A 24,088-nucleotide genomic window follows, 5' to 3' on the forward strand; every position below is an offset into this window, starting at 1 on the left:
TTCGTATATTGTTTTCAGCAGAAGACTGGAATATTACAATGTATTTCCTCTATACTAAATAAAGTATAAAGGAGGAAATGATGATGAAAAAACTGATTATAACTTTATTTATCGCGATGCTAGCGTTGGCTGGCTGTAATACAAACAAAGAAGAACCGAAAAAAGAACAGAAACTTGAAGCTGTAAAAGTAGCAGTACAAACAAATCCGAAAGAAATTAAACCAGGTGAAAAAACAGAAGTACAAGCACTTGTTACACAAGGGAAAGAAAAAGTAACGGATGCCGATGATGTAAAGTTTGAAATTTGGAAAGATGGCGACGAAAAACACGAGATGTTAGATGGTAAGCATAAAGGAAAAGGTGTTTATGCAGTAGAGAAAACATTCGAAACGGATGGAGTATACCATATTATCGCTCACACAAATGCACGTGAAATGCACGTTATGCCAGAAGTAAAAGTTGCTGTAGGAAATGCGAAAGTAGAAGATGCGAAAAAAGAAAATAGTGACCACAGTGCAGGACATGGAGATCATAAAAGTGACACAATGATCCATCTTATGGCTGGAGACATAAAGGCAAATGCTGAATCTACAATGAAAGTTCATTTAAAGCAAAAAGAAGAAGCATTAACTGGTGCTGAAGTACAACTAGAGATTTGGAAAGATGGTGTTGAAAAACACGAATTTATTCCAGCGAAAGAAGGAAATAAAGGAGAGTATGAAACGAAACATACTTTCAAAGAGAACGGTGCTTACAAAGTGAAAGTACATGTAAGAAAAGGCGAATTGCATGAACATAAAGAAGAAACAATAGAAGTAAAATAAAAAGTAGCTCTTTAGAGCTACTTTTTATTTTTAATATGAAGAAATAAATCATAAAAAAATTAGCACTTCGTTGCAGAATGGATTACAATAGAAGTGTGAAGAAAATGAGAAATTCTACGAAAATGTATTAAAAAGAAAGCGTAAACATGTTATGATATCAGTATCAGATGTCTGACATCTGACTTAGAAAAAACTAGAAATGTTTTTGAATCGTTTCAAGTAAACGAAATAGGTTAGAAAATGATTTAAAGAAGTACTGTTTAACAATGAGAATTCTTTTTGATAACAGTTTCACTTTATAGCGTTTTGAACATACTACAAGAAGTAGAACTGAACTTATAGGAGGTCGCAGTTATGAATAAATATAAACGTATATTCCTAGTCGTAATGGACTCTGTGGGAATCGGTGAAGCACCAGATGCTGAGCAATTTGGTGATTTAGGATCTGACACAATTGGTCACATTGCTGAACATATGAATGGGTTACAAATGCCTAACATGGTGAAATTAGGTCTTGGTAACATTCGAGAAATGAAAGGTATCTCTAAAGTAGAGAAACCACTTGGATATTACACAAAAATGCAAGAGAAATCTACTGGTAAAGATACAATGACAGGTCACTGGGAAATCATGGGCCTTTACATTGATACACCATTCCAAGTGTTCCCGGAAGGATTCCCGAAAGAATTACTTGATGAATTAGAAGAAAAAACAGGCCGTAAAATTATCGGTAATAAGCCAGCTTCTGGAACTGAGATTCTTGATGAACTTGGTCAAGAGCAAATGGAAACAGGCTCTTTAATCGTTTATACTTCTGCTGATAGCGTATTGCAAATTGCAGCACACGAAGAAGTAGTGCCACTTGATGAGTTATATAAAATCTGTAAAATTGCACGTGAATTAACATTAGATGAGAAATACATGGTAGGTCGTGTTATTGCTCGTCCATTCGTTGGTGAACCTGGAAACTTTACACGTACACCAAACCGTCATGACTATGCATTAAAACCATTCGGCCGTACAGTAATGAATGAATTAAAAGATAGTGACTACGATGTAATTGCTATCGGTAAAATCTCTGATATTTATGATGGTGAAGGGGTAACTGAATCACTTCGTACGAAGTCTAACATGGATGGAATGGATAAGCTTGTAGATACATTAAATATGGACTTTACAGGTCTTAGCTTCTTAAACTTAGTTGACTTTGATGCATTATTCGGCCACCGCCGTGATCCACAAGGATACGGAGAAGCTCTGCAAGAATATGATGCACGTCTTCCAGAAGTATTCGCAAAACTAAAAGAAGATGATCTATTATTAATTACAGCAGACCACGGTAATGATCCAATTCACCCTGGTACTGACCATACACGTGAATATGTACCATTATTGGCATATAGCCCAAGCATGAAAGAAGGCGGACAAGAATTACCACTTCGTCAAACATTTGCTGATATTGGTGCAACAGTAGCAGAAAACTTCGGTGTGAAAATGCCAGAATACGGAACAAGCTTCTTAAACGAGCTAAAGAAATAGGGGGATAAACAAATGAATCGTGAACTTATTACAAAATCAGCTTCATACTTAAAAGAGAAATTTCAAGAGACACCACAAGTAGGACTAATCCTTGGATCAGGACTAGGTGTATTAGCAGACGAAATTGAGAACGCAGTAACAGTACCTTACAGTGAAATCCCTGAATTCCCAGTATCAACTGTAGAAGGCCATGCAGGTCAACTAGTATTTGGTACACTTCAAGGTGTAACAGTAGTAGCAATGCAAGGACGTTTCCACTTCTATGAAGGATACGACATGCAAAAAGTAACATTCCCAGTTCGTGTTATGAAAGAACTAGGTGTAGAAACAGTAGTTGTAACAAACGCAGCTGGTGGTGTAAATACATCATTTGAGCCAGGCGATCTTATGTTAATTTCAGACCACATTAACTTCATGGGTACGAATCCATTAATCGGACCAAATGATTCTGAAATGGGCGTACGTTTCCCTGATATGTCTACATCATATACAGTAGAACTTCGCGAAATGGCGAAACAAGTTGCAGCAGACTTAAATATTAAAGTACAAGAAGGTGTATACGTAGGAATGACAGGTCCTGTATATGAAACACCTGCTGAAATTCGTATGCTTCGTACACTTGGCGGAGATGCAGTTGGTATGTCAACAGTACCTGAAGTAATTGTAGCGCGTCATGCTGGTATGAAAGTGTTAGGTATTTCTTGTATTTCAAATATGGCAGCTGGTATTTTAGATCAACCACTTCACCACGATGAAGTAATTGAAACGACAGAACGTGTTAAAGCTAACTTCTTAGCATTAGTAAAAGCAATCGTAAAACAAATGAAGGGGTGACTTCACAATGAGAATGGTGGACCTAATTGCAAAAAAACGTGACGGACATGCATTAACGACAGAAGAAATTAACTTTATTGTTGAAGGATATACGAATGGTGATATTCCTGATTATCAAGTAAGTTCACTTGCAATGGCAATTTTCTTCCAAGATATGAACGATCAAGAGCGTGCCGATTTAACGATGGCAATGGTAAATAGCGGTGATACAATCGACTTATCAGCTATTGAAGGTGTAAAAGTAGATAAGCATTCAACAGGTGGTGTTGGTGATACAACGACACTTGTATTAGGTCCATTAGTAGCCGCTTTAGATGTACCAGTAGCGAAAATGTCTGGACGCGGTTTAGGACATACTGGTGGTACAATTGATAAATTAGAAGCAGTTCCAGGATTCCATGTGGAAATTGAAAACGATGAATTCATGCGTCTTGTAAATGAAAACAAAATCGCTGTTATCGGTCAAAGTGGTAACTTAACACCTGCTGATAAAAAGCTATATGCACTTCGTGATGTGACAGCAACAGTAAACTCAATTCCGCTTATTGCAAGTTCGATTATGAGTAAAAAAATTGCTGCTGGTGCAGATGCAATTGTTCTTGATGTAAAAACTGGAGCAGGTGCATTTATGAAAACGGATGAAGATGCAAAACGTTTAGCAGAAGCAATGGTACGCATCGGTAATAACGTTGGTCGTAACACGATGGCAGTTATTTCTGATATGAGTCAACCACTCGGTGAAGCTATCGGTAACGCATTAGAAGTTCAAGAAGCAATTGATACATTACAAGGTAAAGGGCCGAAAGATTTAGAAGAGCTATGTTTAACACTTGGAAGTCAAATGGTGTACCTTGCTGGACAAGCTTCATCTTTAGAAGATGCACGTGAAAAGCTAATTGAAGTAATGAACAACGGAAAAGCGCTAGAATCATTTAAAACGTTCTTATCAGCGCAAGGCGGCGACGCATCTGTTGTTGATGACCCTTCTAAATTGCCACAAGCACAATTTAAAATTGAAGTGGAAGCGAAAGAAGACGGATATGTATCAGAAATCGTTGCAGACGAAATCGGAACAGCAGCAATGCTTTTAGGAGCAGGACGTGCAACGAAAGAGTCTGAAATTGATTTAGCAGTTGGTCTAATGCTGCGCAAAAAAGTAGGCGATAGCGTGAAGCAAGGTGAATCTCTCGTTACAATTTACGCAAACCGCGAAAATGTTGAAGATGTAAAAGCGAAAATTTATGAGAACATGAAGATCTCTAAAGAACACGTAGATGCACCAACTTTAGTACACGGTATCGTAACGAAGTAATAAAAAAAAGCTGAGGAGATTTCTCCTTGGCTTTTTTTACTATTTTTTGTTTATAATAATAATGGGTGAAATTATGATTAGAATTTGTGCAGTAACAAAAACAGATGAAGTATTATATGATGTTTCTCTAGAAGAAACAAAGAAAGACCATATTGTATGGTATTGGCTAGATTTATATAAGCCAACGAAAGAAGAGTATACATATATTCTGCAAGACCATTTTAAGTTCCATCCCCTTGCAATTGAAGACTGTATAGAATATGTACAGAGGCCAAAAGTTGATTTTTATGATGGATATAACTTTTTAGTACTTCATGCATTTGGGGAAGATGGACTAGAACCGCACGAAATCGATTTATTTATTAGTGATCGTTATATTGTTTCTTTCCACTTTTCTCATAACAATGCAATCGAAAGAGTATGGAAAACACTTGGAGAAAAGAAGCGTATTAAAAATAGTCCTTTACACGTAGCTCATACAATTATCGACCAAATTGTAGATGACTATTTTGCGCCTGTATATTACATTGAGGATCATTTAAATGCAATTGATGATAATTTAACGGGGGAGACAGCAGGAAGTGTATTAGAAGAGGTATTTGATATACGTACAGATTTATCAAAGCTAAGGCGTACAATTATTCCGATGCGTGATTTATTATATCGTATTTTAAATTCGACTCGTTTTTACGGTATAAGCGATCATGAAATTTACTTTAAAGATATACATGATCATTTGCTTAAACTAACAGAAATGATTGAGGCAAGCCGAGAGTTAACAGCAGATATTCGGGATAGTTATTTTTCATTAAACTCACATCATATGAATAACATTATGAAAACATTAACTGTATTCTCGACTATTTTCATGCCATTAACATTTATTGCGGGAGTATATGGAATGAACTTTACGCATATGCCAGAGCTTGGTGGACAATATAGTTATTTTATTTGTCTACTTATTATGGCACTAATTGGCGGCGGAATGATGGCCTGGTTTTATAAAAAAGGATGGTTTAAGTAAAAAAACACCGAGGATTTCCTCGGTGTTTTTTTTAACCAATAGCATGTAATACAAACATAGCTAAGAATAAGCATGTAATGATATACATAGATGGTGCGACTTCTTTACGCTTTCCAAGAGCAACTTTTAAGATAGGGTAAGCAATAAATCCGAACGCAATGCCATCAGCGATACTATATGTGAGCGGGATCATAACGATAATTAAGAATGCTGGAAATCCTTCTGAAAAGTCATTCAGAGGAATTTGTTGAATGCTTGTAATCATCAGACCGCCAATAATAATTAAGATTGGTGCAATGGCACTATCAGGAATTAATTTGACAAATGGAAGAGCAAACAGTGATGCAAAGAATAGCAACCCAGTAACGATAGACGTCAGACCTGTCTTACCACCTGCAGTAATACCTGCGGCACTTTCTACTGTTGAAACGGTAGGACTTGTGCCAAATAGACCACATGTCATTGCTGAAATTGCATTGGCTTGGTAAGCACGTGGGAATTTACGATCATCTTCTAATAAACCGTGCAGAAGTCCCATGTTCTCAAAGATAAGCACCATGCTTAAAGAGAATGTTGCAATCCAAAATGGTAAGGAAGAAAGTTTCCCAAATGACATAGCTCCAAACACATCACCGTAATTAGCGAATGAGAATGAACTACTTCCCACTTGACTCGTATCCACAAGACCAAATAGCCAGGCGATACCAGTTCCTATTGCAATCGTCCATAAAAAGTTTCCACGTACGTTACGAATAAATAATACAAGTGCAATGATAAGAGTAAGTAATGTCGCAAGAACGACAGGATTACTTAATTTCCCCATTGCCACAGCAGTATTTGGGTTCGAAACGACTAAACCACCTTTTTGCAATCCGATAAACGCTAAAAATAATCCGATGCCGACAGTAATCGCTTCCTTTAATGACTTTGGAATTGATACTGATAGCACGCGAGCGATTGGTGTAAAAGCGGCAATTGCAAAAATAATACCAGAGATAAAGACAGCAGCCAATGCTTCTTGCCAAGTTAGTCCAAGCGTATGCACAGCTGTGTACGTGAAGAATGCATTTACACCCATACCCGGGACAAGAATAGCAGGTGCATTTGCCCAAAATGCCATGAGTAGACATCCGACAAATGAACTAAAAACAGTTGCTAAAATTCCAGCTTCAAGAGGAATGCCAGCATCTGATAAGATTGACGCATTTACAATCATAATATATACGATTGTGAAAAATGACGTAACTCCAGCTAATACTTCTTGTTTTGGTGATGTTTCGTGTAAACCTAATTTAAATGTTCTTTCAAGTATTCCTTTCATGTTAAACCTTCTTTTTCATATCCCTCTCCCACCCGTGATATCTCTTATGTAAGAGCTCACCGTTCTTTATTATATCAGAACATCATGTTTTTACAACAAGTAAAATGATAACGTTTACTTGTAAAGAGAATTCGTTATAAATACGTAAAAATAGCCCGTATGGATGAAATGATTTCTAATTCACCCGATTGAATGGGAGGGGCTGCTTGCGCATGTAAAGTAGCATAAGACGTAACCTCCCGTGGTAATTGGGCAGATTCTTCAACGAATGAGAGGGGAACAGGATTAATATTTAAATTATATGTACTCGCAATAGCACGAGCTTTTTCTACTGCTTGGTGCAGAGCTTGAATGAGAGCTTGCTCATAATATTTATTTGGATGAGATACTCGGAAACGTAAACCTTTTGCTACATTTGCGCCATTTGAAACGGCTATATCATATACTTCCCCAGCTTTTTGTACATTTAAAACGGTAATTTCATACAAATGCTCCACGCGGTATCCTTGTAGCAATGCTTTATCATTTACATATTCGTATTGAGGAGTAATTGTATAAGAAATCGTTTCTATATCTTTATCGGCAATACCAAGCTGTTTAAGTGCATCCAGCAATTGTTTGGATTGCACTGCATTTTCTTCTTGAGCCTGTTTTACATTTTTATCATCTGTTCGAATGCCAAGCGTTAATATAACAACATTCGGTTTTGCTTTGACAACGCCTTCGCCTTGTACAGTAATAGTAGCTTCTTTACCAGTATTAGCTGTGCGTACGTTGTGTAAATAAGGATTCATTCCACCCTGCATTTTCCATCACCATCCTTTTTATATGTATATGTGTGAACAAAAAAGAAATTTATATGAAAAAAGTTACATAAATGAGAATGTTGAGGAAAGAAAGCATGTACAACATAGGTATTTATAGATTATAATATGTGTAAATATGATAAAAAAGGGACGAGGCTATTGAACGAAAAAAGAGAAACACTGATTTTAGATTTATCTGCATCATTTCGAAAAATGATACGTTTATTACAAAATGATATTAATACACGTTTTGCAGAACATATGCCATATAATGAATTTTCTGTATTACGTGCGTTATTTTTAAAGAGTCCACAGATGGCTTCGCAAATTGCGAGTGAAGTAAACGTAACCTCCAGTCATATTACAGCTGTTACAGATCGTCTCGTACGAAAAGGATTAGTAGAAAGAAAACGTTCTAATTCAGATCGTCGAATCGTGTATTTAGAAATTACAGAGCACGGAAGAGAAGTAACTGAAAAACTTGAAGCTGTGCGTAAAGAATATTATAAAGAGAGATTTAAAGGTTGGAGCGACCAAGAAATAGAAATGGTCTTAGAACTATTTGGCCGCGTATTATAATAAATGAGGATAGGAAGCGAAAGCATTCCTATCCTTTTTCTTTTGAATAAAAATATTTTGAAACTCCGATACTTTAATTAAAAGATCGGAGGAAAGATTATGAAATATATTGCTGCACTTACCATTTTATTTGGTGGTTTTTTCTATTTTCAAACATTTACGTACGCAGATACGCCTATCCAAGTGGTGCGAAAAGAAGTGAAGTACATTGAAACCGATAATACAGTCTTATATTCGAAATTATGGGTTCGTTCTATGCAAAACGCAGTATTATTCCACCATAGCGATAATATTCGTAATCAGGACACATTACGTAATGTAACAAGTTCATCGCTTGTTAAAGCGAAGCAACTATCTTTTCAGAAAGCGGCCCTCTATATACCGAGATTATCGCAATACGTATCAAAAACAGGAAAAGAAAACATTCAAGTGTACTACATTGCGATTCACTATAATGTGAAAAAAGAAAATGCATATCAACTAGATGGCATGAACTATTTTCTACAAGTATTTGTGAAAGAGCGTGGGGAATGGAAAATTGCTGAAAGTGTAGTTGCACCGACAGAGCAAATTGTGCAAAATGGTGATGGATTTGGGATGAAAGAAGAGATGGTGTATGGGGATAGGAGAGAGAATGTGAAATAACCTCCTCATCGAGAGGAGGTTATTTTATTTAAAATTCCAAGAGATTTTCCATTTTAATATTTTAGGTAGGAAGAAATACGTAATGAAACTAGTTATTAAAAATCCGATGTAAAAGCTGGACAATGAGTGCGCTCGACTTAGTATTAAACCTCCAACGATCCCACCAAAGAAAATAGCGCATGCCATTACTAACTTTTGTAACTTTGGATATAATAGATAGTTACCATTTCGCTCATTGATTGAACGGGCATATAAATATATACCGAGTGGTAATAAAATAATGGTATGTGCGATAGGGCCAAGCAATGTTTTTGCCGGGGGAATTTTTGTAAAGTTTGGTTCGTTATGACGTACTCCATTTTGATCAGTATAAGCGCTTTGCGGATCATAATTAAAGTAAATATTAAAATCTTCTGCTGGACTAGAAATACGTATGTTTTCCATAACATCATGTATAATGCCATTGTTCTCATGAAAGTCGGCACTCGAGTGAACAGCAATGACTCCTGATATTAGAGATGGAAGTAACGCTGGGAAGATTAATATAGCTGCAGTAAGAAATCCTTGCGATATCACATTTCCAGCGATTGTTCCTATACATAAGGCAAGTGTATAAATAGCAATTAATACAATTAACATATATATAAAGTAACTATGAAAGGGCGAGAATACTTGATATTTATTATGAAAAGTCAACTTTTTCATAATAGCAAATAGTCCCCAGTTTAAAACGACAACAGCCGCGATATTACAGATTCCAAACAACCACTTTGTTATATACAGGTGCGAACGTTTAAAGGGCATAGACCATAACAAGTCGCTAGTGTTATTTTGTCTTTCCCATCCAATTAACGTACAAGCTAGAACGATTAGCAAACTACCTAACAGCATGATAGAATCTAGAAGTGTTAAATCAAAACTGTAATGATATATAGCTTTCCATTTTTTATTCATATTTAGAAAATATTGCTGTTGAATAGAAGTCATATAGTATTTATATGATAAAGTACAGAAGCTGACGAGCCAAAATAACCATATAACATATTTACTTTGTTGATACGTTCTTAGCCACAGTGCTTTTTGAAACATAGGATCTCTCCTTTAAAAAACTTTATAATTTGTTAAGCGTGATAATATAACATAAGTAATGATTCCAGCGAGAAACAAACTGATATAGTAGTTAGGTAAGAAAAAAAATTGATTGATTTTATAGCCACCTAGTAATGCAAAGTAAATGGTTGTCCCCCATATACATATTCGTAAATGCTGTTGGAAAATAAATATCTTTTGACTGTTTTCATTTGGCGATCGTTTATATAAATATGTTCCAAGTAGTAAGTAAACTATTGTATAAAAAATAGGGACTAACATCGATTTAGCTGAATAATAGTGATAAGATGCTGGATTTCTTAAAATAGTTGAGTCATTTTCTTTTTTACGTGATTCAGGATTATATTGGTAATAAATCGTGAAGTTATATATTGGTGCAACTATATTTGTTTTTTTATTGATTTCATAAAGTTGTTGATCTAATTTATTATTTTTAGTATTGGTAGCCTCTAAATGGTTTATCGTAAAAGTGTACACTAGTGGAATAAATGTAAGCCCCATTAGTAACCACGGAACACAAAAAACAACCTGCGAAACAACGCTTCCAGTAAAAGTACCGATGCATAGTGCAGCTGTATAGACTGCAACATAAGAAACAATTGCATAAAGAAAGTATCGATGAAAAGGACTAAATGATTGATAATCAAAATGAAAGGTTGTTCTATAAATAACATACATAAGGATCCAATTTATAAGTAACGAGCTCACAATACAGAAAGAACCGAAAGCCCATTTAGATAAGAAAACATGTTTTCTTTTAAATGGCATTGTCATAAGTAGTGTATTCGATTGGTTGCTACGTTCCCATCCTATTAATAAGCAGGCTAAAGCAATGATAAGAACAGTTAACCAAAAACTATTACCTTCTCCTGAAGAAAAGGCATAAAAATAATAATACTGTTTCCCCTTTTCTTGTAATTCGTAATACACATCAAGTTGTTGCTGAGCACTTCTATAGTAGCCAAAAGGTAACAAGTAAAGCGAACTAAAGAAGAATAGTAACACAGCATATTTCCCGCGCTTCCAATTCCACATCCACAACGCTTTATGAAACATACCCATCCTCCTCCAGTGTCGTAACGAAGACATCTTCAAGTGACATTGTTAATTCTTCAATAAGTATAGGTTGCTCTTTGTAAAACTTCTCCAGTGTTGTAGCCACATTTCCTTCGATTAAGATTGTATATACTTTTCCTGTTTGATTTAATATTTTAATATTGCTTAAGTTTTCTAGTTTTTGAGGTAATGAACGTTCATAAGCAACTTGTATTTTAGCAAATCGTGATTTTGCATCGTCTAGTGATGTAATAGACGAGATAGTATGGCCTTTTAATATAATAATTGTATCTGCAATTTGTTCTACTTCATCTAAATGGTGGGTGGAGATGAAAATGGTAATCTCTTTTTCTGCAACTTCTCCAACGAGAAACTGTAAAATTTTCCTTTTCACGATAGGATCAAGTCCATTTGTCGGTTCATCTAAAATGATATATTCTGCCTTTGTAGAAACGGCTAAAATGATGGCGAGCAGTGCTTTCATTCCTTTTGAATAACTACGAATTCGTTTATTTGGTAAGTTAAAACGTTCTAACAGTTCATAGAAATGTGTTTCATCAAATGCGGTATAAACTTCTTTATAAAACTTTACGATTTCTTTTATCGTATAGCCGTTCAGTATATTAGTAGAATCAGGAACATATACAATTTTTTGCTTTATTTCAGGAAACTGATGAATGTTTGTATCTTCATATGTAACAGTTCCCTCGTCTGGGTCTAAAATACCGACCATCGTTCGCAATAAAGTTGTTTTCCCCGCACCGTTTCTTCCGAGTAATCCGATGATACTCCCTCTTTGCAATGTGAAAGAAACATCGTCTAAAATTGTTTGATTATCAATTGTTTTCTTCAAGTTTGTCACTTTCAACATCCGTATTCCCTCCAATCTCTTTATAGTATGAATCTATCCAATCATGAATTTTATCTTTCGTAATACCAAGATAAGAGGCTTCTAATAGTAATTGATGAAATTGCTTTTCAACCATAGCGATTTTCCTTTCGTCTAATGTTGGGGTAATCGATTGGGATACAAATGTTCCTTTTCCTCGTAACGTTTCAATAATTCCTTGTCGCTCTAACTCTTGATACGCTTTACTCACTGTATTTGGATTTATAACGAGTAAAGAAGCGAGTTCGCGTACAGAAGGAAGTTTATCACTTGGAGCCAACATGTTTTTCAATACGAGTTCTTTTATATTTTGAACAATTTGTTCCCATATCGGAGTGTTGCTTCTTGGGTCAAGTTGAATATGCAAGAGCAATGTCTCCTTCCTCATATGTATTAAGTGTACTACTGTGTGTAATACACTTAATACAATATAGGGGACGAATGTATTTGTCAACTGAAAATGTTAGAAAAATTTGGTATTAAAAAAAGGTAAATTGGAAAAAATAGGTCTGATATAGAATGGAGGGTTAGTCATGAAGCGAGTTTTTGGAATACTTGTTTGTTTCATGTTATTGCTTTCTGGAACTTCAGTGAGTTTCGCACAATCTGAGAAAACGAAGCAGGAGAAAACAGAAGAAACAACACCGAAGTTAGCGGAACAAGCGTCGTCAGCAATCGTAATTGAGCAAGATACAGGTAAAGTTTTATTTGATAAAAACCCAAATGAAAAATTACCACCTGCTAGTATGACAAAGATTATGACAATGCTTTTAATTATGGAACAAGTTGAAAAAGGAAAACTAAAACTGACCGATAAAGTTAGAGCGAGCGAACATGCAGCTTCAATGGGTGGATCGCAAATCTTTTTAGAACCTGGGGAAGAGATGACTGTAAACGAGATGTTAAAGGGTATTGCAATTGCATCTGGAAATGACGCATCTGTTGCAGTAGCCGAGCATATCGCAGGTTCAGAAGAAGGATTTGTAAATATGATGAACAAAAAGGCGAAAGATCTAGGGCTGAAAAATACACATTTTCAAAACCCAACAGGTCTTCCGGCCAAAGACCATTATTCGACAGCAAATGATATGGCTATAATGGCGAGAGAATTGATGAAGTATCCACTTATTCGTAAATACACAGGTAAGTACGAAGATTATTTACGTGAAGATACGGATAAAAAGTTTTGGCTCGTTAATACGAATAAGCTAGTACGTTTTTATCCTGGCGTAGATGGAGTAAAAACAGGTTTTACGACAGAAGCGAAATATTGTTTAACAGCATCGGCTGAAAAAAATGGCATGCGTGTCATTTCAGTTGTCATGGGAGCACCAACATCAAAAGAACGGAACAACCAAGTGACGAAGCTTCTTGACTACGCATTTGGTCAATATATGACAAAGAAATTGTATACGCGCGGCGAAAAAATTAAGACAGTTCAAGTAGGGAAAGGGAAAAAAGAAAAAGTAGATTTAGTTGCATCAGATAATGTTTCTCTTCTTATGAAGAAGGGCGAGAATATGGACAAGGTAAAACAAGAAGTAATTGCTGAAAAGAAAGTAAAAGCACCGATTAAAAAAGGTGACGCGCTTGGTACACTTGTTATTAAAAAAGATAAAGATGTTTTATTAAAACAAACAATTGTAGCAAAAGAAGATGTTGCTGCAGCGAGCTGGTGGGAGTTATTTAAAAGAAGTTTTGGGATGTTTTCAACATCAAAATAGCGGCAAATATTTTGCCGCTTTTCTATTCGTATGTAAGTGAATAATGCTGAAAGGTTTCACTTTATGACGAAATAGTTCTTCTTTTGTCAGCAGGAAGGATTCTTATTTTGTATCACGAAAATCTTTATGTATGTGAATAAGTAAAGTTTGAGCATAAGGAGGAAATCGTGTGAGTCTTTCCATGCAATTAGAAGTAAAACGTGACGTCCTATGTGTGAGACTAGAGGGTGAATTAGATCATCATACGGCTGAAGAGTTGCGAACGAAAGTAACAGATATGATTGAGACACATGGTGTTCATCATATTGTTTTGAGCCTAGAGAACTTATCTTTTATGGATAGTTCTGGTCTAGGTGTTATATTAGGCCGATATAAACACGTAAAGGGATTAGGTGGAGAAATGGTTGTTTGTGCAATTTCACCGCCTGTTAAGCGTTTATTTGAAATGTCGGGCTTATTCAAAATCGTTCGCTTAGAAGAAAGTGAAGCGCACGCGCTCGCGACGTTGGGGGTGGCATAGATGAGAAATGAAATGAACCTTCAATTTTCAGCATTAAGTCAAAATGAATCGTTCGCTCGCGTTACAGTAGCGGCTTTCATTGCACAACTAGATCCAACGATGGAAGAATTAACGGAGATTAAAACAGTTGTGTCAGAAGCGGTTACAAATGCAATTATTCATGGATACGAAGGAAATGCAGAAGGTATTGTTTATATTTCTGTAATTTTGGAAGAAGCAATGGTGAAACTCACGATTCGAGATGAAGGGATTGGAATCTTTAACTTAGATGAAGCGAGACAACCCCTTTTTACAACTAAACCTGAATTAGAGCGTTCCGGAATGGGATTTACTATCATGGAAAATTTTATGGATGAAGTAGAAGTTATTTCAAACGAATCTTTCGGGACAACAATCCATTTGACAAAATACTTATCAAATAGTAACGCTCTATGCAATTAAGGAGAATAGCCTATGGACATAGAGGTCAAAAATGAGAAGAAGAAACCTCAGTTAAAGGACCACGAGCTAAAAGCGTTAATTCAAAAAAGTCAAGATGGAGATCAACAAGCGAGAGATACAATCGTTCAAAGTAATATGCGTCTCGTTTGGTCGGTTGTACAGCGGTTTCTTAATCGAGGATACGAACCAGACGACCTATTTCAAATTGGATGTATTGGGCTCTTGAAATCGGTAGATAAATTTGATTTATCTTTCGACGTGAAATTTTCAACATATGCAGTTCCAATGATTATTGGTGAAATACAACGTTTCTTACGTGATGATGGATCAGTGAAAGTTAGTAGGTCTTTAAAAGAAACAGGAAACAAAATTCGAAAGATGAGAGATGAGCTTTCGAAAGAATTCGGAAGGGCTCCAACGATTAATGAAGTGGCAGAGGCACTAGAACTAACGCCAGAGGAAGTTGTTCTAGCACAAGAAGCGAGCCGGGCCCCTTCGTCTATACATGAAACTGTATATGAAAACGATGGAGATCCAATCACTATTTTAGATCAAATTGCAGATCAATCTGAAACGAAATGGTTCGATAAAATTGCTTTAAAAGAAGCGATTAGAGAACTAGATGAACGAGAGCGCTTAATTGTATACTTGCGTTACTATAAAGATCAAACACAGTCAGAAGTAGCAGAGCGCATAGGCATTTCGCAAGTACAAGTTTCAAGACTTGAAAAGAAAATATTAAAACAGATGAAAGATCGAATAGACGAATAATTGTCTATTCGATTTTTTTATGCCGTTAATAGGAGAGAGATGTTAATTTTCGCAAAAATTAACAGAATTTATTGATAATTTAGTCAATTTAAAATATAATCCAAGTATGAACTTGTCATAAAGGGGGAAGGAAACATGGAAACGAGGCAACAATGGGGAACGAGAGCTGGATTTATTTTTGCAGCGGTCGGATCTGCCGTTGGATTAGGAAACATATGGCGTTTTCCTTATACAGCGTATGAAAATGGAGGAGGAGCATTCTTTTTACCGTACTTATTTGCATTATTAACGACTGGTATTTCATTGTTAGCGTTTGAGTTTGCCCTTGGTCATCGTCATCGTGGTTCAGCACCACTTACATTTTTCCGTATTAGCCCGCGTGCCGAATTTATTGGATGGTGGCAAATGTGCGTAACATTTATCGTTTCAACATATTATGCAGTGATTATTGCTTGGTCTATATCGTATACATACTTTGCAATTACTGGAGCATGGGGAAAAGACACGCAATCATTTTTATTTAAAGAGTACTTACATGTTGCAGATAAGCCAGGGCAATTTGGAGGACTTGTACCGGAAGTATTAATTCCATTAGCTCTCGTTTGGATTATTGTGCTTGGCGTTGCATTTAAAGGAGTTAAAAAAGGAATAGAAGTTGTTAACCGTATATTTATTCCTTTATTAGTTGTTATGTTCCTTATTATCGTCGTTCGTGCAGTGACGATGGAAGGTGCTATGCAAGGACTAGATGCATTCTTTAAACCAGATTGGAGTCGTATTTTTGATGGGAAAGTATGGCTTGCTGCTTATGGTCAAATATTCTTTAGTCTATCTTTAGCATTTGGAATTATGATTACGTATTCTAGTTATTTACCGAAAAACTCGGATACAACAAATAATGCCTTTATTACTGGATTTGCCAACTCAGGATTTGAATTATTAGCAGGTATTGGGGTCTTTGCAGCTCTTGGATTTATGGCGAATAATATGGGAGTACCGGTTGATAAAGTAGCAAGTGCTGGCGTTGGGCTTGCGTTCGTAGTATTTCCGCAAATTATTAATGAATTGCCGATGTCACCGTTGTTTGGTGTATTATTTTTCTTATCGTTAACGGTTGCTGGAATCACATCACTTATTTCACTCGCGGAAGTATGTTTTGCCGCTGTATCTGAAAAATTCAGTTTGAGTCGGGAAAAAACCATTGGAATTATGGGAACCCTTCTCGTGTTAGTTTCTCTTGTATTTGCAACACGTGGTGGGCTTATGTTCTTAGATGTTGTCGACTATTTCGCTAATAATTTCGGATTAATTACAATTGCACTTGCGGAAGTAGTGACGATAGGGCTCATTTTACGTCGTTTACCAGTTTATCAAAATCATGCAAACTTTGTATCTGATATTAAATTAGGAACGTTTTGGAGAGTAAGTTTACTCGTTATTACTCCGCTTATGTTAGGGTATATGCTAATTGATGGTACAATCCAAAACATTAAAAAGAATTATGGAGATTATCCGACTGAGTTTGTTGTAACGTATGGTTGGTCGATAGCAGCAGCCTTCCTTATCGTTGCGCTAATTATTAGTCTAAAGAAATGGAATGCACAAATACATTCGGATTCTGCCAAGCTTGAAAAAGAATGGAAAGATCGAGGTGTTTCATAATGAGTGGATCAGCAATTATGATGATGGTTATTGGAATAGTAGTCATTTGGGGAGGGCTTGCATTAAGTATTGCAAACTTATTTAAGAAAAAGGCATAAGTAAAAAACATCTGTACCGAAATGGTGCAGATGTTTTTTTATGAAAAAATTGTATTAGAAAAAAATTCAATAACCATACTACAACTACGAGGAAGAGTGAAGGGGTGAATGAAAGTTGGAACAAACGATTTATATTAAAATGCGCAATCGTTTAAAAGTTTCTCCTACTTATGAAGTAAAGCTGGGCGATGTTGCTCAACTTGCCGGAGATTCTTCCGTAGTTGAGTTGTTACAAAATGAGATAGTTTACAAAATAACAGCGCATGATAAGACGCATGTTGTAATTGATGTTATGAAAGTAATTGAGATTATTCAACAGAAAGCATCTCATCTACAAATTAATTTACTCGGTTCTGGACAAACTCTTGTTGAAATTATATACGAAAAAAAGAAGACACACCCAATTTTTTTCGGGCTTGTATGGCTATTACTTTTCATTGGAGCGGCCCTTGCGATCATTTATTTCCATGAAGATGTAAGTATGCAACAAGTACATCAACGGTTATATTACATGATTACTGGAGAATTTAATGCGCAACCACTTTTATTTCAAATTCCTTATTCTTTAGGTCTTGGTTTAGGGATGGTTTTATTCTTTAATCATGTATTTCAAAAGCGAATTAATGAAGAGCCAAGTCCGCTAGAAGTTGAGATGTTTCAATACCAACAGTCACTTGATCAGTATGTAATCGTTAATGAAAACAAGGATAATATGAAACAACTTACCGATGATTGAGTCTGGATTTGTTATTTTAATTGGTTTAGCTGGAGGGATTGCGGTAGGTAGCGGATATGTCGCATTTTTAGCTGTACTTGGTATAATCCCCCGTTTAGCCCAATTAACGAGAAGTGGAAAGCATATTCAATATTTTGAGTGGGCAGTCATTGCAGGTACTTTAACAGGGGCTTGGTGCAGTTTGAAAAACATTACATTTCAAACGTCGCAATATTGGCTCGTTATATTAGGGATATTTTGTGGCACGTTCATTGGAATGCTTGCTGCGGCATTAACAGAGGTGTTAAATGTTCTACCTATTTTAGCGAAACGAGTAGGGGTAGAGGGGAAGATTATTGTTTTACTCGTTGCTCTTGTACTTGGGAAAGTAATAGGATCGTTGTTTCACTGGATTTATTTCGTAAAGTAGGAGGCAGTATATAAATGACAAGTCAGAAATTGAAGGATGATTACATAAATAAAGTGAAGGAGTATCATCCAAAGCCAAACTATTTACTAAATTGTATCAAAGCATTTCTTGTAGGTGGACTCATTTGCACAGTTGGAGAAGTATTGATGAAATTTTATATACATTATTTTCACTTCAGTGAACAAGAGGCAGGAAACCCAACTGTTGCAACCCTTGTTTTATTATCCGCGATTTTAACAGGGTGTGGTGTATATGATAAAATCGGTCAATTTGCTGGAGCAGGATCAGCGGTACCGGTAACAGGATTTGCAAATTCTATGGCGAGCGCTGCCTTAGAACATAAGAGCGAAGGGGTTGTTCTAGGGATTGCTACAAATATGTTTAAACTGGCAGGAAGTGTGATTGTATTTGGGGTTGTTGGTGCATATATCATTGGGTTAATAAGGTATACCTTTAAAATTTTTATGTCTTAAAGGAGGGGCTAGTATGAGGTTGACCGGAAAACAAACGTGGGTATTTCAAAATGATATATATGTGAATGCAACGGGTACTGCTGTCGGTCCGAAAGAAGCTGAGGGCCCTCTTGGGAAAAAATTTGATATTTCATATGATGACTTGCATTGTGGAGAAGAAAATTGGGAGCTCGCCGAACGAAGATTAATGTCAGACTCAATTCAACAAGCAGTGCAAAAAGGGAATATAAAAACATCGCAAATTGATTTCTTTTTAGCGGGAGATTTATTAAATCAAACAGTGACAGCAAATTATGTTGCGCGTAAGTGGGGCATTCCTTTTTTAGGAATGTTTAGCGCTTGTGCAACGTCTATGGAGACTTTAGCAGTTGGCTCAGCTTTTATAGACGGTGGATTTGCAAATCGTGTCTTAGCTACAGTAAGCAGTCATAATGCAACGGCTGAAAGACAATTTCGCTATCCAACAGAGTACGGTGGGCAAAAACCAGGGACAGCAAATTCAACTGTGACTGGTGCAGGATCTATATTAATTAGCAATGAAAAAAGTGCAATTAAAATTACGTCAGCTACAATCGGAAAAGTGCAAGATTTAGGAATTACAAATCCTTTGGATATGGGGGCAGCGATGGCTCCAGCAGCAGCTCATACAATTCAACAACATTTTGAAGATTTAAGAAGAAGTGCCGATGATTATGATTTGATTGTTACGGGTGATTTATCAGCTGTTGGGACGCCGATTGCGAAACAACTTTTACTTGAGGAAGGTTATGATCTTGGGCATATATACAATGATTGTGGATTGATGATTTATGAATCAAGTCAAGAAGAAGTGTTTGCAGGTGGTAGTGGTTGCGCTTGTTCAGCAGTTGTTACGTATGGCCATTTATTACACGAGATGCAAAAAGGGAATTTACAACGAATTTTTGTCGTTGCGACTGGTGCATTATTAAGCCCGATGATGATGCAACAGAAGGAAACGATTCCAACAATTGCACATGGTGTCGTATTTGAGAGAGTTAAAGGAGAGTGAATTGTGGATTTTATATATGCATTTCTTGTAGGTGGAGCTATTTGTTTAATTGGGCAACTATTGTTAGATTTCGTAAAGTTAACACCAGCTCATTTAATGGCAACTTTTGTAGTCATCGGAGCAATTTTAGATGGATTTGGATTGTACGATAAACTAATAAAATTTGCAGGTGCTGGAGCGACAGTCCCTATTACAAGTTTTGGACATTCACTATTGCACGGAGCAATGCATGCAGCAGAAAAACATGGATATTTAGGAATTGGTATTGGCATGTTTAGTTTAACGTCTGCGGGCATTTCCGCAGCGATATTGTTTTCATTTTTTATAGCACTTATATGTAAACCGAAAGGATAAATCAAATGAGACGAAGGGTTGTTTTGGTCACAGATGGAGATGAATATGCAAAGCGGACAATTGAGCTTTTAACGAAGGAATTTGGGGGAAGGTGTATTTCAGCATCACAAAGTAATCCAACCAAATTGACAGGGAAAAAAGTTGTTGAGCTTATTATGCAAACGCCATATGACCCTGTATTTGTCATGTTTGATGACAGTGGATTTATTGGAGAAGGATCTGGTGAAAAGGCATTAAAATATGTGGCTACCCATAAACAAATTGATGTGCTCGGTATTTTAGCAGTGGCGTCTAATACGCATCATTGGGAATGGGCACGTGTAGATGTAAGTGTAGATCGGAACGGGAATTTAACCGAATATGGTGTTGATAAATTTGGACTTCCAGATGGTGAAATTGGCAGGATTAGTGGAGATACAATATATTGTTTAGACGATTTAAATGTTCCTGTCATTGTTGGAGTTGGTGATATTGGTAAAATGTGCGGAAATGATGAATGGGAGAGAGGGTCACCTATTACAAAGAAAGCAATTCAATTAATTTTGGAAAGGAGTGGTTTTTATGACGAAGCCTAAAAAAGTGGATATCCCTATATCAACTTTCATAAGTGACAATGAAAATTATTTAAAGCAGACAGTTGGACTAGGCGTTACATACGATGTTGGCATTCGTAAATTTCAAATTTTGAATAAAGAAATTGGTGTGTTATTTGTAAACGGACTTTGTGATACAAATTATATTATCCCTATTTTAGAAGAAGCGGTGGATACAAATGAGATAAGGGATGTAGAAGAAGATACAGTGAAGCTTTTAGAGAATCGCTTAATCCATCAACAAGTAAGTAAAGTGAAAACGATGGATGAGGTAATGCTCCAAGTATTATCAGGACTCATCGTGATATTTGTGGAAGGTGAAACGGAAGCGTTCGCGATCGATGTTCGTAGTTATCCAGGGCGAACACCGACAGAACCAGATACCGAAAAGGTAGTACGAGGTGCGAGGGATGGATTTGTTGAAAATATCGTTGTAAATACAGCGTTAATTCGTAGGAGAATTCGAGATCCACGTCTTCGAAATGAAATGGTTCGAGTAGGAGATAGATCGCAAACGGATATTTGTATTACATACGTTCAAGATGTTGCAAATCCAGATTTAGTAAAGATTATAAAACAAGAATTAAATAACATCGATGTAGATGGAATTACGATGGCGGATAAAACAGTAGAAGAATTTGTTGTAAAGCAAAGCTATAACCCATTCCCACTCATTCGATATACAGAAAGGCCAGATGTAGCAGCAAATCATCTACTAGAAGGACATGTGTTAGTACTTGTTGACACATCGCCAAGTGCTATGATTACACCGACAACATATTTTCATCATTTACAGCACGCGGAAGAGTTTAGACAAAATCCAGCTGTCGGTACATTTTTACGCTGGGTGCGCTTTTTAGGTGTTATATTCTCGTTATTTTTATTACCATTTTGGTTAGTGTTTGTATTTGATCCAACTCTTTTGCCAGCAAATCTTGCTTTTATTGGACCGACTAAGATGACGCATTTACCAATTTTATTACAGGTGTTAATGGCAGAGGTCGGACTTGAGTTTTTAAGGATGGCAGCCATTCATACTCCAACGCCGTTATCGTCTGCAGCAGGGTTGATTTCCGCTATATTAATTGGTCAAATTGCAATTGATGTAGGTTTGTTTGTGCCAGAAGTAATTTTGTATGTAGCAGTTTCGATGGTTGGTGCATATGCAACACCGAGTTATGAATTAGGATTAGGGAATAAGGTTGGGAAATTGTTTGTTATTATTTTAACAGGTCTCTTCCATGAGATGGGATTTGTAATTGGTATGACGATATTAATTTTATTTTTAACGTCTATAAAAAGTTTACAAACACCTTATTTATGGCCGTTTTTACCATTTGATTGGGGCGCGTTAACAAAAATTTTACTCCGTCCAACGATGTCTAGTTTAAAAGTACGACCAAGTATTGTAAGACCTCAAAATGTAAAAAGACAAAAATAAACGGGATTATACACCCGTTTATTTTTTTTAGCAAAAAATTTATTATTTTTTAACAAAAATCAAACATTTTTTGTGTACACTTAGAGTAGATATTGTGTATGAAAGGGGAAGAGGACATGATTAAATTATTTGTAAGTGATTTAGATGACACGCTCGTTTACGATGTGAATCATATGCAAAAAGAAGATGAACGTGCGCTGTGTTGGTTAGCTGAGAAAGGGACAAATATTTGTTTTGCCTCTGGCCGCTTTACACACAGAATTGATGAAGTTGTAAAAAGGTTTGCATTCCCATATTACACAACTGGCTTAAATGGAGCGACAATGTTACTTCCGGATGGAAATTTATTTCATGAATCGAGTTTTGAAAATGTGGTTGCCCAGGAAATATATCGATATATACATAAAAAAGGACTAGCGGATATTGTTTGTGCAAATGAGCAGCGATATACAAAAAGGAAGAATGAACATCACCATAATTTTGAAGCATATATGGGCGTGCATATCGCTGAAATTGAAGCGTTAGAAGAAGAGTTTGGTAAGACTGTACACCCTGCAAAATTGTTTGTTTTTGGAGAAGAAGAGAAAATTGTGACGTTAGATCAAGAGCTACGAGATACGTTTCAAGGCGAAGCGGAAGTTTTTATATCAGGTAAACGCTATGTTGATATTATGCCAAGAGGCGTGAGTAAGGGGAGTGCTCTAAAGCGACTAATGGATCATTTGCAAATTGAAGCAAATGAAGTTGCTTGTATTGGAGATTCTTTCAATGATATTTCTATGTTTGAAGTAACCCCACATTCATTTACTCTTCATCATGCCCATCCATATGTAAAGGAGAAAGCAAATCATATAGTGCGTTCGGTTGAAGAGGCTGTTATGAAATTACCGTTACTTGTATAAAAAAGAAGCCCGTCATTGGCGGGCTTCTTTTTTACTTGAATAAAGATTTAACAAAATCAATGATACTTGAGAAGAAATCTTTCACTTTATCTAGAAAACTTTGCCCTTCTTCAGATCCTAAAAAGGCAGAAACATGTTCTTTTGCTTTGTTTAATTGACTACCAACTTGATTCCAATCGATATTAAGATTTTTCATTTTATCAAATAACGATACTAAGTTATCTAACTGTTCATCTGTTAATGTAATGCCGAGTTGATCAGCAATTTTTTTAATTAATGAACGTAAATCTTCTGTTGTTTTTGGCTGTTCTTTTGCAATTTCTTCTTTAATTTTTGCAACAAGTTGAACTGCTTTTTCTTCACCAATTTTATCACCAAGCTGGGCTGTTTGTACCATTTCTTCATTCGCTACTTTTTTAACTTCTTCAGGAATTTGTTTATTGGACGCAGTTTCGTATGCTTTCATTAATCCAGTTAAAGCTGCAGTTCCTGAAACTTTAAAAGGTGCAGTAATTTGAATTTCTGCATCTTTTACACCTGCTGTAATCAAAGCGTTAGTGTACATTGCATCTGTTACCCAGTTAATGTTCTTTGATCGTACAATAAGACCAGATCCTGGTTTTGTGTATGTAATCATAGAAGAAGAAATTGCTCTCGTACCAATTTGTGCTTTTGGAACAATGCCTTCTAGAAATTTATGTTCTTCCGCATTAGATACAGTGATAATTGTAGCATCTTTTGGTGCTTTCATTTCTTTTAACAGATCTTGTTTTTGTTGTTCGGATAAGTTCTCTCCTAATGTAACAATTGATTCTCCCTCGATGATGTCTGCAAATGAAGCTGTTGGCATCATAAATACCGTTACAGCTAATAGCAGAGCTAATAATTTCGTTTTCACGAAAAATCGCTCCCTTTCTCTTTCTAAAATTTTCGGGCAACAAAGTTATTATAGTATATATTTCTTATTTGTCACCTAGCTTTTTCCACATTTCAAA

The 24,088-nt window shown here is 36.1% G+C and carries 28 protein-coding genes; 21 read left to right on the forward strand and 7 right to left on the reverse strand.

Annotated elements, in window-relative coordinates:
- The first annotated feature begins 83 nt into the window (after positions 1-83).
- From ES895_RS03500 to corA, 5 genes are all read left to right on the forward strand, one after another.
- Positions 84-824, forward strand: a complete 741-nt coding sequence (locus tag ES895_RS03500; RefSeq protein WP_000733456.1) for a FixH family protein — start codon at positions 84-86, stop codon at positions 822-824.
- Between the two features lie 354 nt (positions 825-1,178).
- Positions 1,179-2,363, forward strand: coding sequence for a phosphopentomutase (gene deoB, locus ES895_RS03505; protein WP_001046079.1), 1,185 nt, complete (start codon positions 1,179-1,181; stop codon positions 2,361-2,363).
- Positions 2,364-2,375: 12 nt separating this feature from the next.
- Entirely contained in the window at positions 2,376-3,197 is an 822-nt protein-coding gene (locus ES895_RS03510; RefSeq protein ID WP_001078446.1) for a purine-nucleoside phosphorylase, read from the forward strand.
- 7 nt (positions 3,198-3,204) lie between these two features.
- Complete coding sequence (locus ES895_RS03515) at positions 3,205-4,509, forward strand: pyrimidine-nucleoside phosphorylase (RefSeq protein WP_001243069.1); 1,305 nt, start codon at positions 3,205-3,207, stop codon at positions 4,507-4,509.
- Positions 4,510-4,570: 61 nt separating this feature from the next.
- Positions 4,571-5,533, forward strand: coding sequence for a magnesium/cobalt transporter CorA (gene corA / locus ES895_RS03520; RefSeq protein ID WP_002005674.1), 963 nt, complete (start codon positions 4,571-4,573; stop codon positions 5,531-5,533).
- 31 nt (positions 5,534-5,564) lie between these two features.
- On the opposite strand, the gene ES895_RS03525 is transcribed toward corA, so the two are convergent.
- Both ES895_RS03525 and ES895_RS03530 read right to left on the reverse strand, forming a co-directional pair.
- Entirely contained in the window at positions 5,565-6,854 is a 1,290-nt protein-coding gene (locus ES895_RS03525; RefSeq protein ID WP_000676242.1) for an NCS2 family permease, read from the reverse strand.
- Between the two features lie 134 nt (positions 6,855-6,988).
- Positions 6,989-7,660: an SIMPL domain-containing protein gene (locus ES895_RS03530; RefSeq protein WP_001161448.1), complete on the reverse strand. Its 672-nt coding sequence runs from the start codon at positions 7,658-7,660 to the stop codon at positions 6,989-6,991.
- A 159-nt stretch (positions 7,661-7,819) separates the two neighbouring features.
- On the opposite strand from ES895_RS03530, the gene ES895_RS03535 reads away from it, so the two are divergent.
- Complete coding sequence (locus ES895_RS03535; RefSeq protein WP_001003305.1) at positions 7,820-8,239, forward strand: MarR family winged helix-turn-helix transcriptional regulator; 420 nt, start codon at positions 7,820-7,822, stop codon at positions 8,237-8,239.
- 99 nt (positions 8,240-8,338) lie between these two features.
- Positions 8,339-8,884, forward strand: coding sequence for a hypothetical protein (locus ES895_RS03540; protein ID WP_000873786.1), 546 nt, complete (start codon positions 8,339-8,341; stop codon positions 8,882-8,884).
- A gap of 24 nt (positions 8,885-8,908) precedes the next feature.
- On the opposite strand, the gene ES895_RS03545 is transcribed toward ES895_RS03540, so the two are convergent.
- From ES895_RS03545 to ES895_RS03560, 4 genes are read right to left on the reverse strand one after another with little or no spacing between them, the layout of a single operon-like run.
- Complete coding sequence (locus tag ES895_RS03545; RefSeq protein WP_000486526.1) at positions 8,909-9,973, reverse strand: ABC transporter permease subunit; 1,065 nt, start codon at positions 9,971-9,973, stop codon at positions 8,909-8,911.
- 12 nt (positions 9,974-9,985) lie between these two features.
- Positions 9,986-11,050 (reverse strand): ABC transporter permease, encoded by a 1,065-nt coding sequence (locus ES895_RS03550; RefSeq protein ID WP_000468541.1) that lies wholly within the window; start codon positions 11,048-11,050, stop codon positions 9,986-9,988.
- On the reverse strand, positions 11,040-11,921 hold the full coding sequence (locus ES895_RS03555) for an ABC transporter ATP-binding protein (RefSeq protein WP_000922109.1): 882 nt from the start codon (positions 11,919-11,921) through the stop codon (positions 11,040-11,042). Before ES895_RS03555 ends, ES895_RS03550 begins: the two co-directional genes overlap by 11 nt.
- Entirely contained in the window at positions 11,887-12,306 is a 420-nt protein-coding gene (locus ES895_RS03560) for a GntR family transcriptional regulator (RefSeq protein WP_000548027.1), read from the reverse strand. Before ES895_RS03560 ends, ES895_RS03555 begins: the two co-directional genes overlap by 35 nt.
- Positions 12,307-12,472: 166 nt before the next feature.
- Between ES895_RS03560 and dacF the strand changes: the two genes are divergently transcribed.
- From dacF to ES895_RS03635, 14 genes are all read left to right on the forward strand, one after another.
- On the forward strand, positions 12,473-13,663 hold the full coding sequence (gene dacF, locus ES895_RS03570; protein WP_000831998.1) for a serine-type D-Ala-D-Ala carboxypeptidase DacF: 1,191 nt from the start codon (positions 12,473-12,475) through the stop codon (positions 13,661-13,663).
- Between the two features lie 169 nt (positions 13,664-13,832).
- Positions 13,833-14,183 carry an anti-sigma F factor antagonist gene (gene spoIIAA, locus ES895_RS03575; protein WP_000059135.1) on the forward strand — a complete coding sequence of 117 codons (351 nt, stop codon included), beginning with the start codon at positions 13,833-13,835 and terminating at the stop codon, positions 14,181-14,183.
- Positions 14,184-14,624 carry an anti-sigma F factor gene (gene spoIIAB / locus ES895_RS03580; protein WP_001243398.1) on the forward strand — a complete coding sequence of 147 codons (441 nt, stop codon included), beginning with the start codon at positions 14,184-14,186 and terminating at the stop codon, positions 14,622-14,624.
- A 12-nt stretch (positions 14,625-14,636) separates the two neighbouring features.
- The gene (gene sigF, locus ES895_RS03585; RefSeq protein ID WP_000350729.1) at positions 14,637-15,395 is read left to right on the forward strand and encodes an RNA polymerase sporulation sigma factor SigF; all 759 of its coding nucleotides are present in this window, start codon (positions 14,637-14,639) and stop codon (positions 15,393-15,395) included.
- Between the two features lie 135 nt (positions 15,396-15,530).
- The gene (locus ES895_RS03590; protein WP_000450089.1) at positions 15,531-17,057 is read left to right on the forward strand and encodes a sodium-dependent transporter; all 1,527 of its coding nucleotides are present in this window, start codon (positions 15,531-15,533) and stop codon (positions 17,055-17,057) included.
- Positions 17,057-17,155: a methionine/alanine import family NSS transporter small subunit gene (locus tag ES895_RS03595; RefSeq protein WP_000016826.1), complete on the forward strand. Its 99-nt coding sequence runs from the start codon at positions 17,057-17,059 to the stop codon at positions 17,153-17,155. Before ES895_RS03590 ends, ES895_RS03595 begins: the two co-directional genes overlap by 1 nt.
- Before the next feature lie 115 nt (positions 17,156-17,270).
- Entirely contained in the window at positions 17,271-17,891 is a 621-nt protein-coding gene (locus ES895_RS03600; RefSeq protein ID WP_000438366.1) for a stage V sporulation protein AA, read from the forward strand.
- Positions 17,884-18,300, forward strand: coding sequence for a stage V sporulation protein SpoVAB (gene spoVAB / locus ES895_RS03605; protein WP_000572936.1), 417 nt, complete (start codon positions 17,884-17,886; stop codon positions 18,298-18,300). Before ES895_RS03600 ends, spoVAB begins: the two co-directional genes overlap by 8 nt.
- Before the next feature lie 14 nt (positions 18,301-18,314).
- Complete coding sequence (gene spoVAC, locus ES895_RS03610) at positions 18,315-18,773, forward strand: stage V sporulation protein AC (RefSeq protein WP_000203810.1); 459 nt, start codon at positions 18,315-18,317, stop codon at positions 18,771-18,773.
- A gap of 13 nt (positions 18,774-18,786) precedes the next feature.
- On the forward strand, positions 18,787-19,803 hold the full coding sequence (spoVAD, locus tag ES895_RS03615) for a stage V sporulation protein AD (protein WP_001241163.1): 1,017 nt from the start codon (positions 18,787-18,789) through the stop codon (positions 19,801-19,803).
- A gap of 3 nt (positions 19,804-19,806) precedes the next feature.
- A complete protein-coding gene (gene spoVAE / locus ES895_RS03620; RefSeq protein ID WP_000345904.1) occupies positions 19,807-20,157 on the forward strand; it encodes a stage V sporulation protein AE in 351 nt (116 codons plus the stop codon).
- Between the two features lie 5 nt (positions 20,158-20,162).
- Entirely contained in the window at positions 20,163-20,732 is a 570-nt protein-coding gene (gene spoVAEA / locus ES895_RS03625) for a stage V sporulation protein SpoVABEA (protein WP_001254415.1), read from the forward strand.
- Positions 20,719-22,191: a spore germination protein SpoVAF gene (spoVAF, locus tag ES895_RS03630; protein WP_000165596.1), complete on the forward strand. Its 1,473-nt coding sequence runs from the start codon at positions 20,719-20,721 to the stop codon at positions 22,189-22,191. The genes spoVAEA and spoVAF overlap by 14 nt, the downstream gene beginning before the upstream one ends.
- 98 nt (positions 22,192-22,289) lie before the next feature.
- Positions 22,290-23,093, forward strand: coding sequence for a Cof-type HAD-IIB family hydrolase (locus tag ES895_RS03635; protein ID WP_001987215.1), 804 nt, complete (start codon positions 22,290-22,292; stop codon positions 23,091-23,093).
- Between the two features lie 31 nt (positions 23,094-23,124).
- Here the strand turns inward: ES895_RS03635 and ES895_RS03640 are convergent, their stop codons facing one another.
- On the reverse strand, positions 23,125-23,991 hold the full coding sequence (locus tag ES895_RS03640; RefSeq protein ID WP_000850515.1) for a DUF1002 domain-containing protein: 867 nt from the start codon (positions 23,989-23,991) through the stop codon (positions 23,125-23,127).
- Positions 23,992-24,088 lie beyond the last annotated feature (97 nt).

Origin of the sequence: Bacillus sp. 007/AIA-02/001, assembly GCF_004634455.1 — a bacterium.
Classification (GTDB): Bacteria; Bacillota; Bacilli; order Bacillales; family Bacillaceae_G; genus Bacillus_A; species Bacillus_A cereus.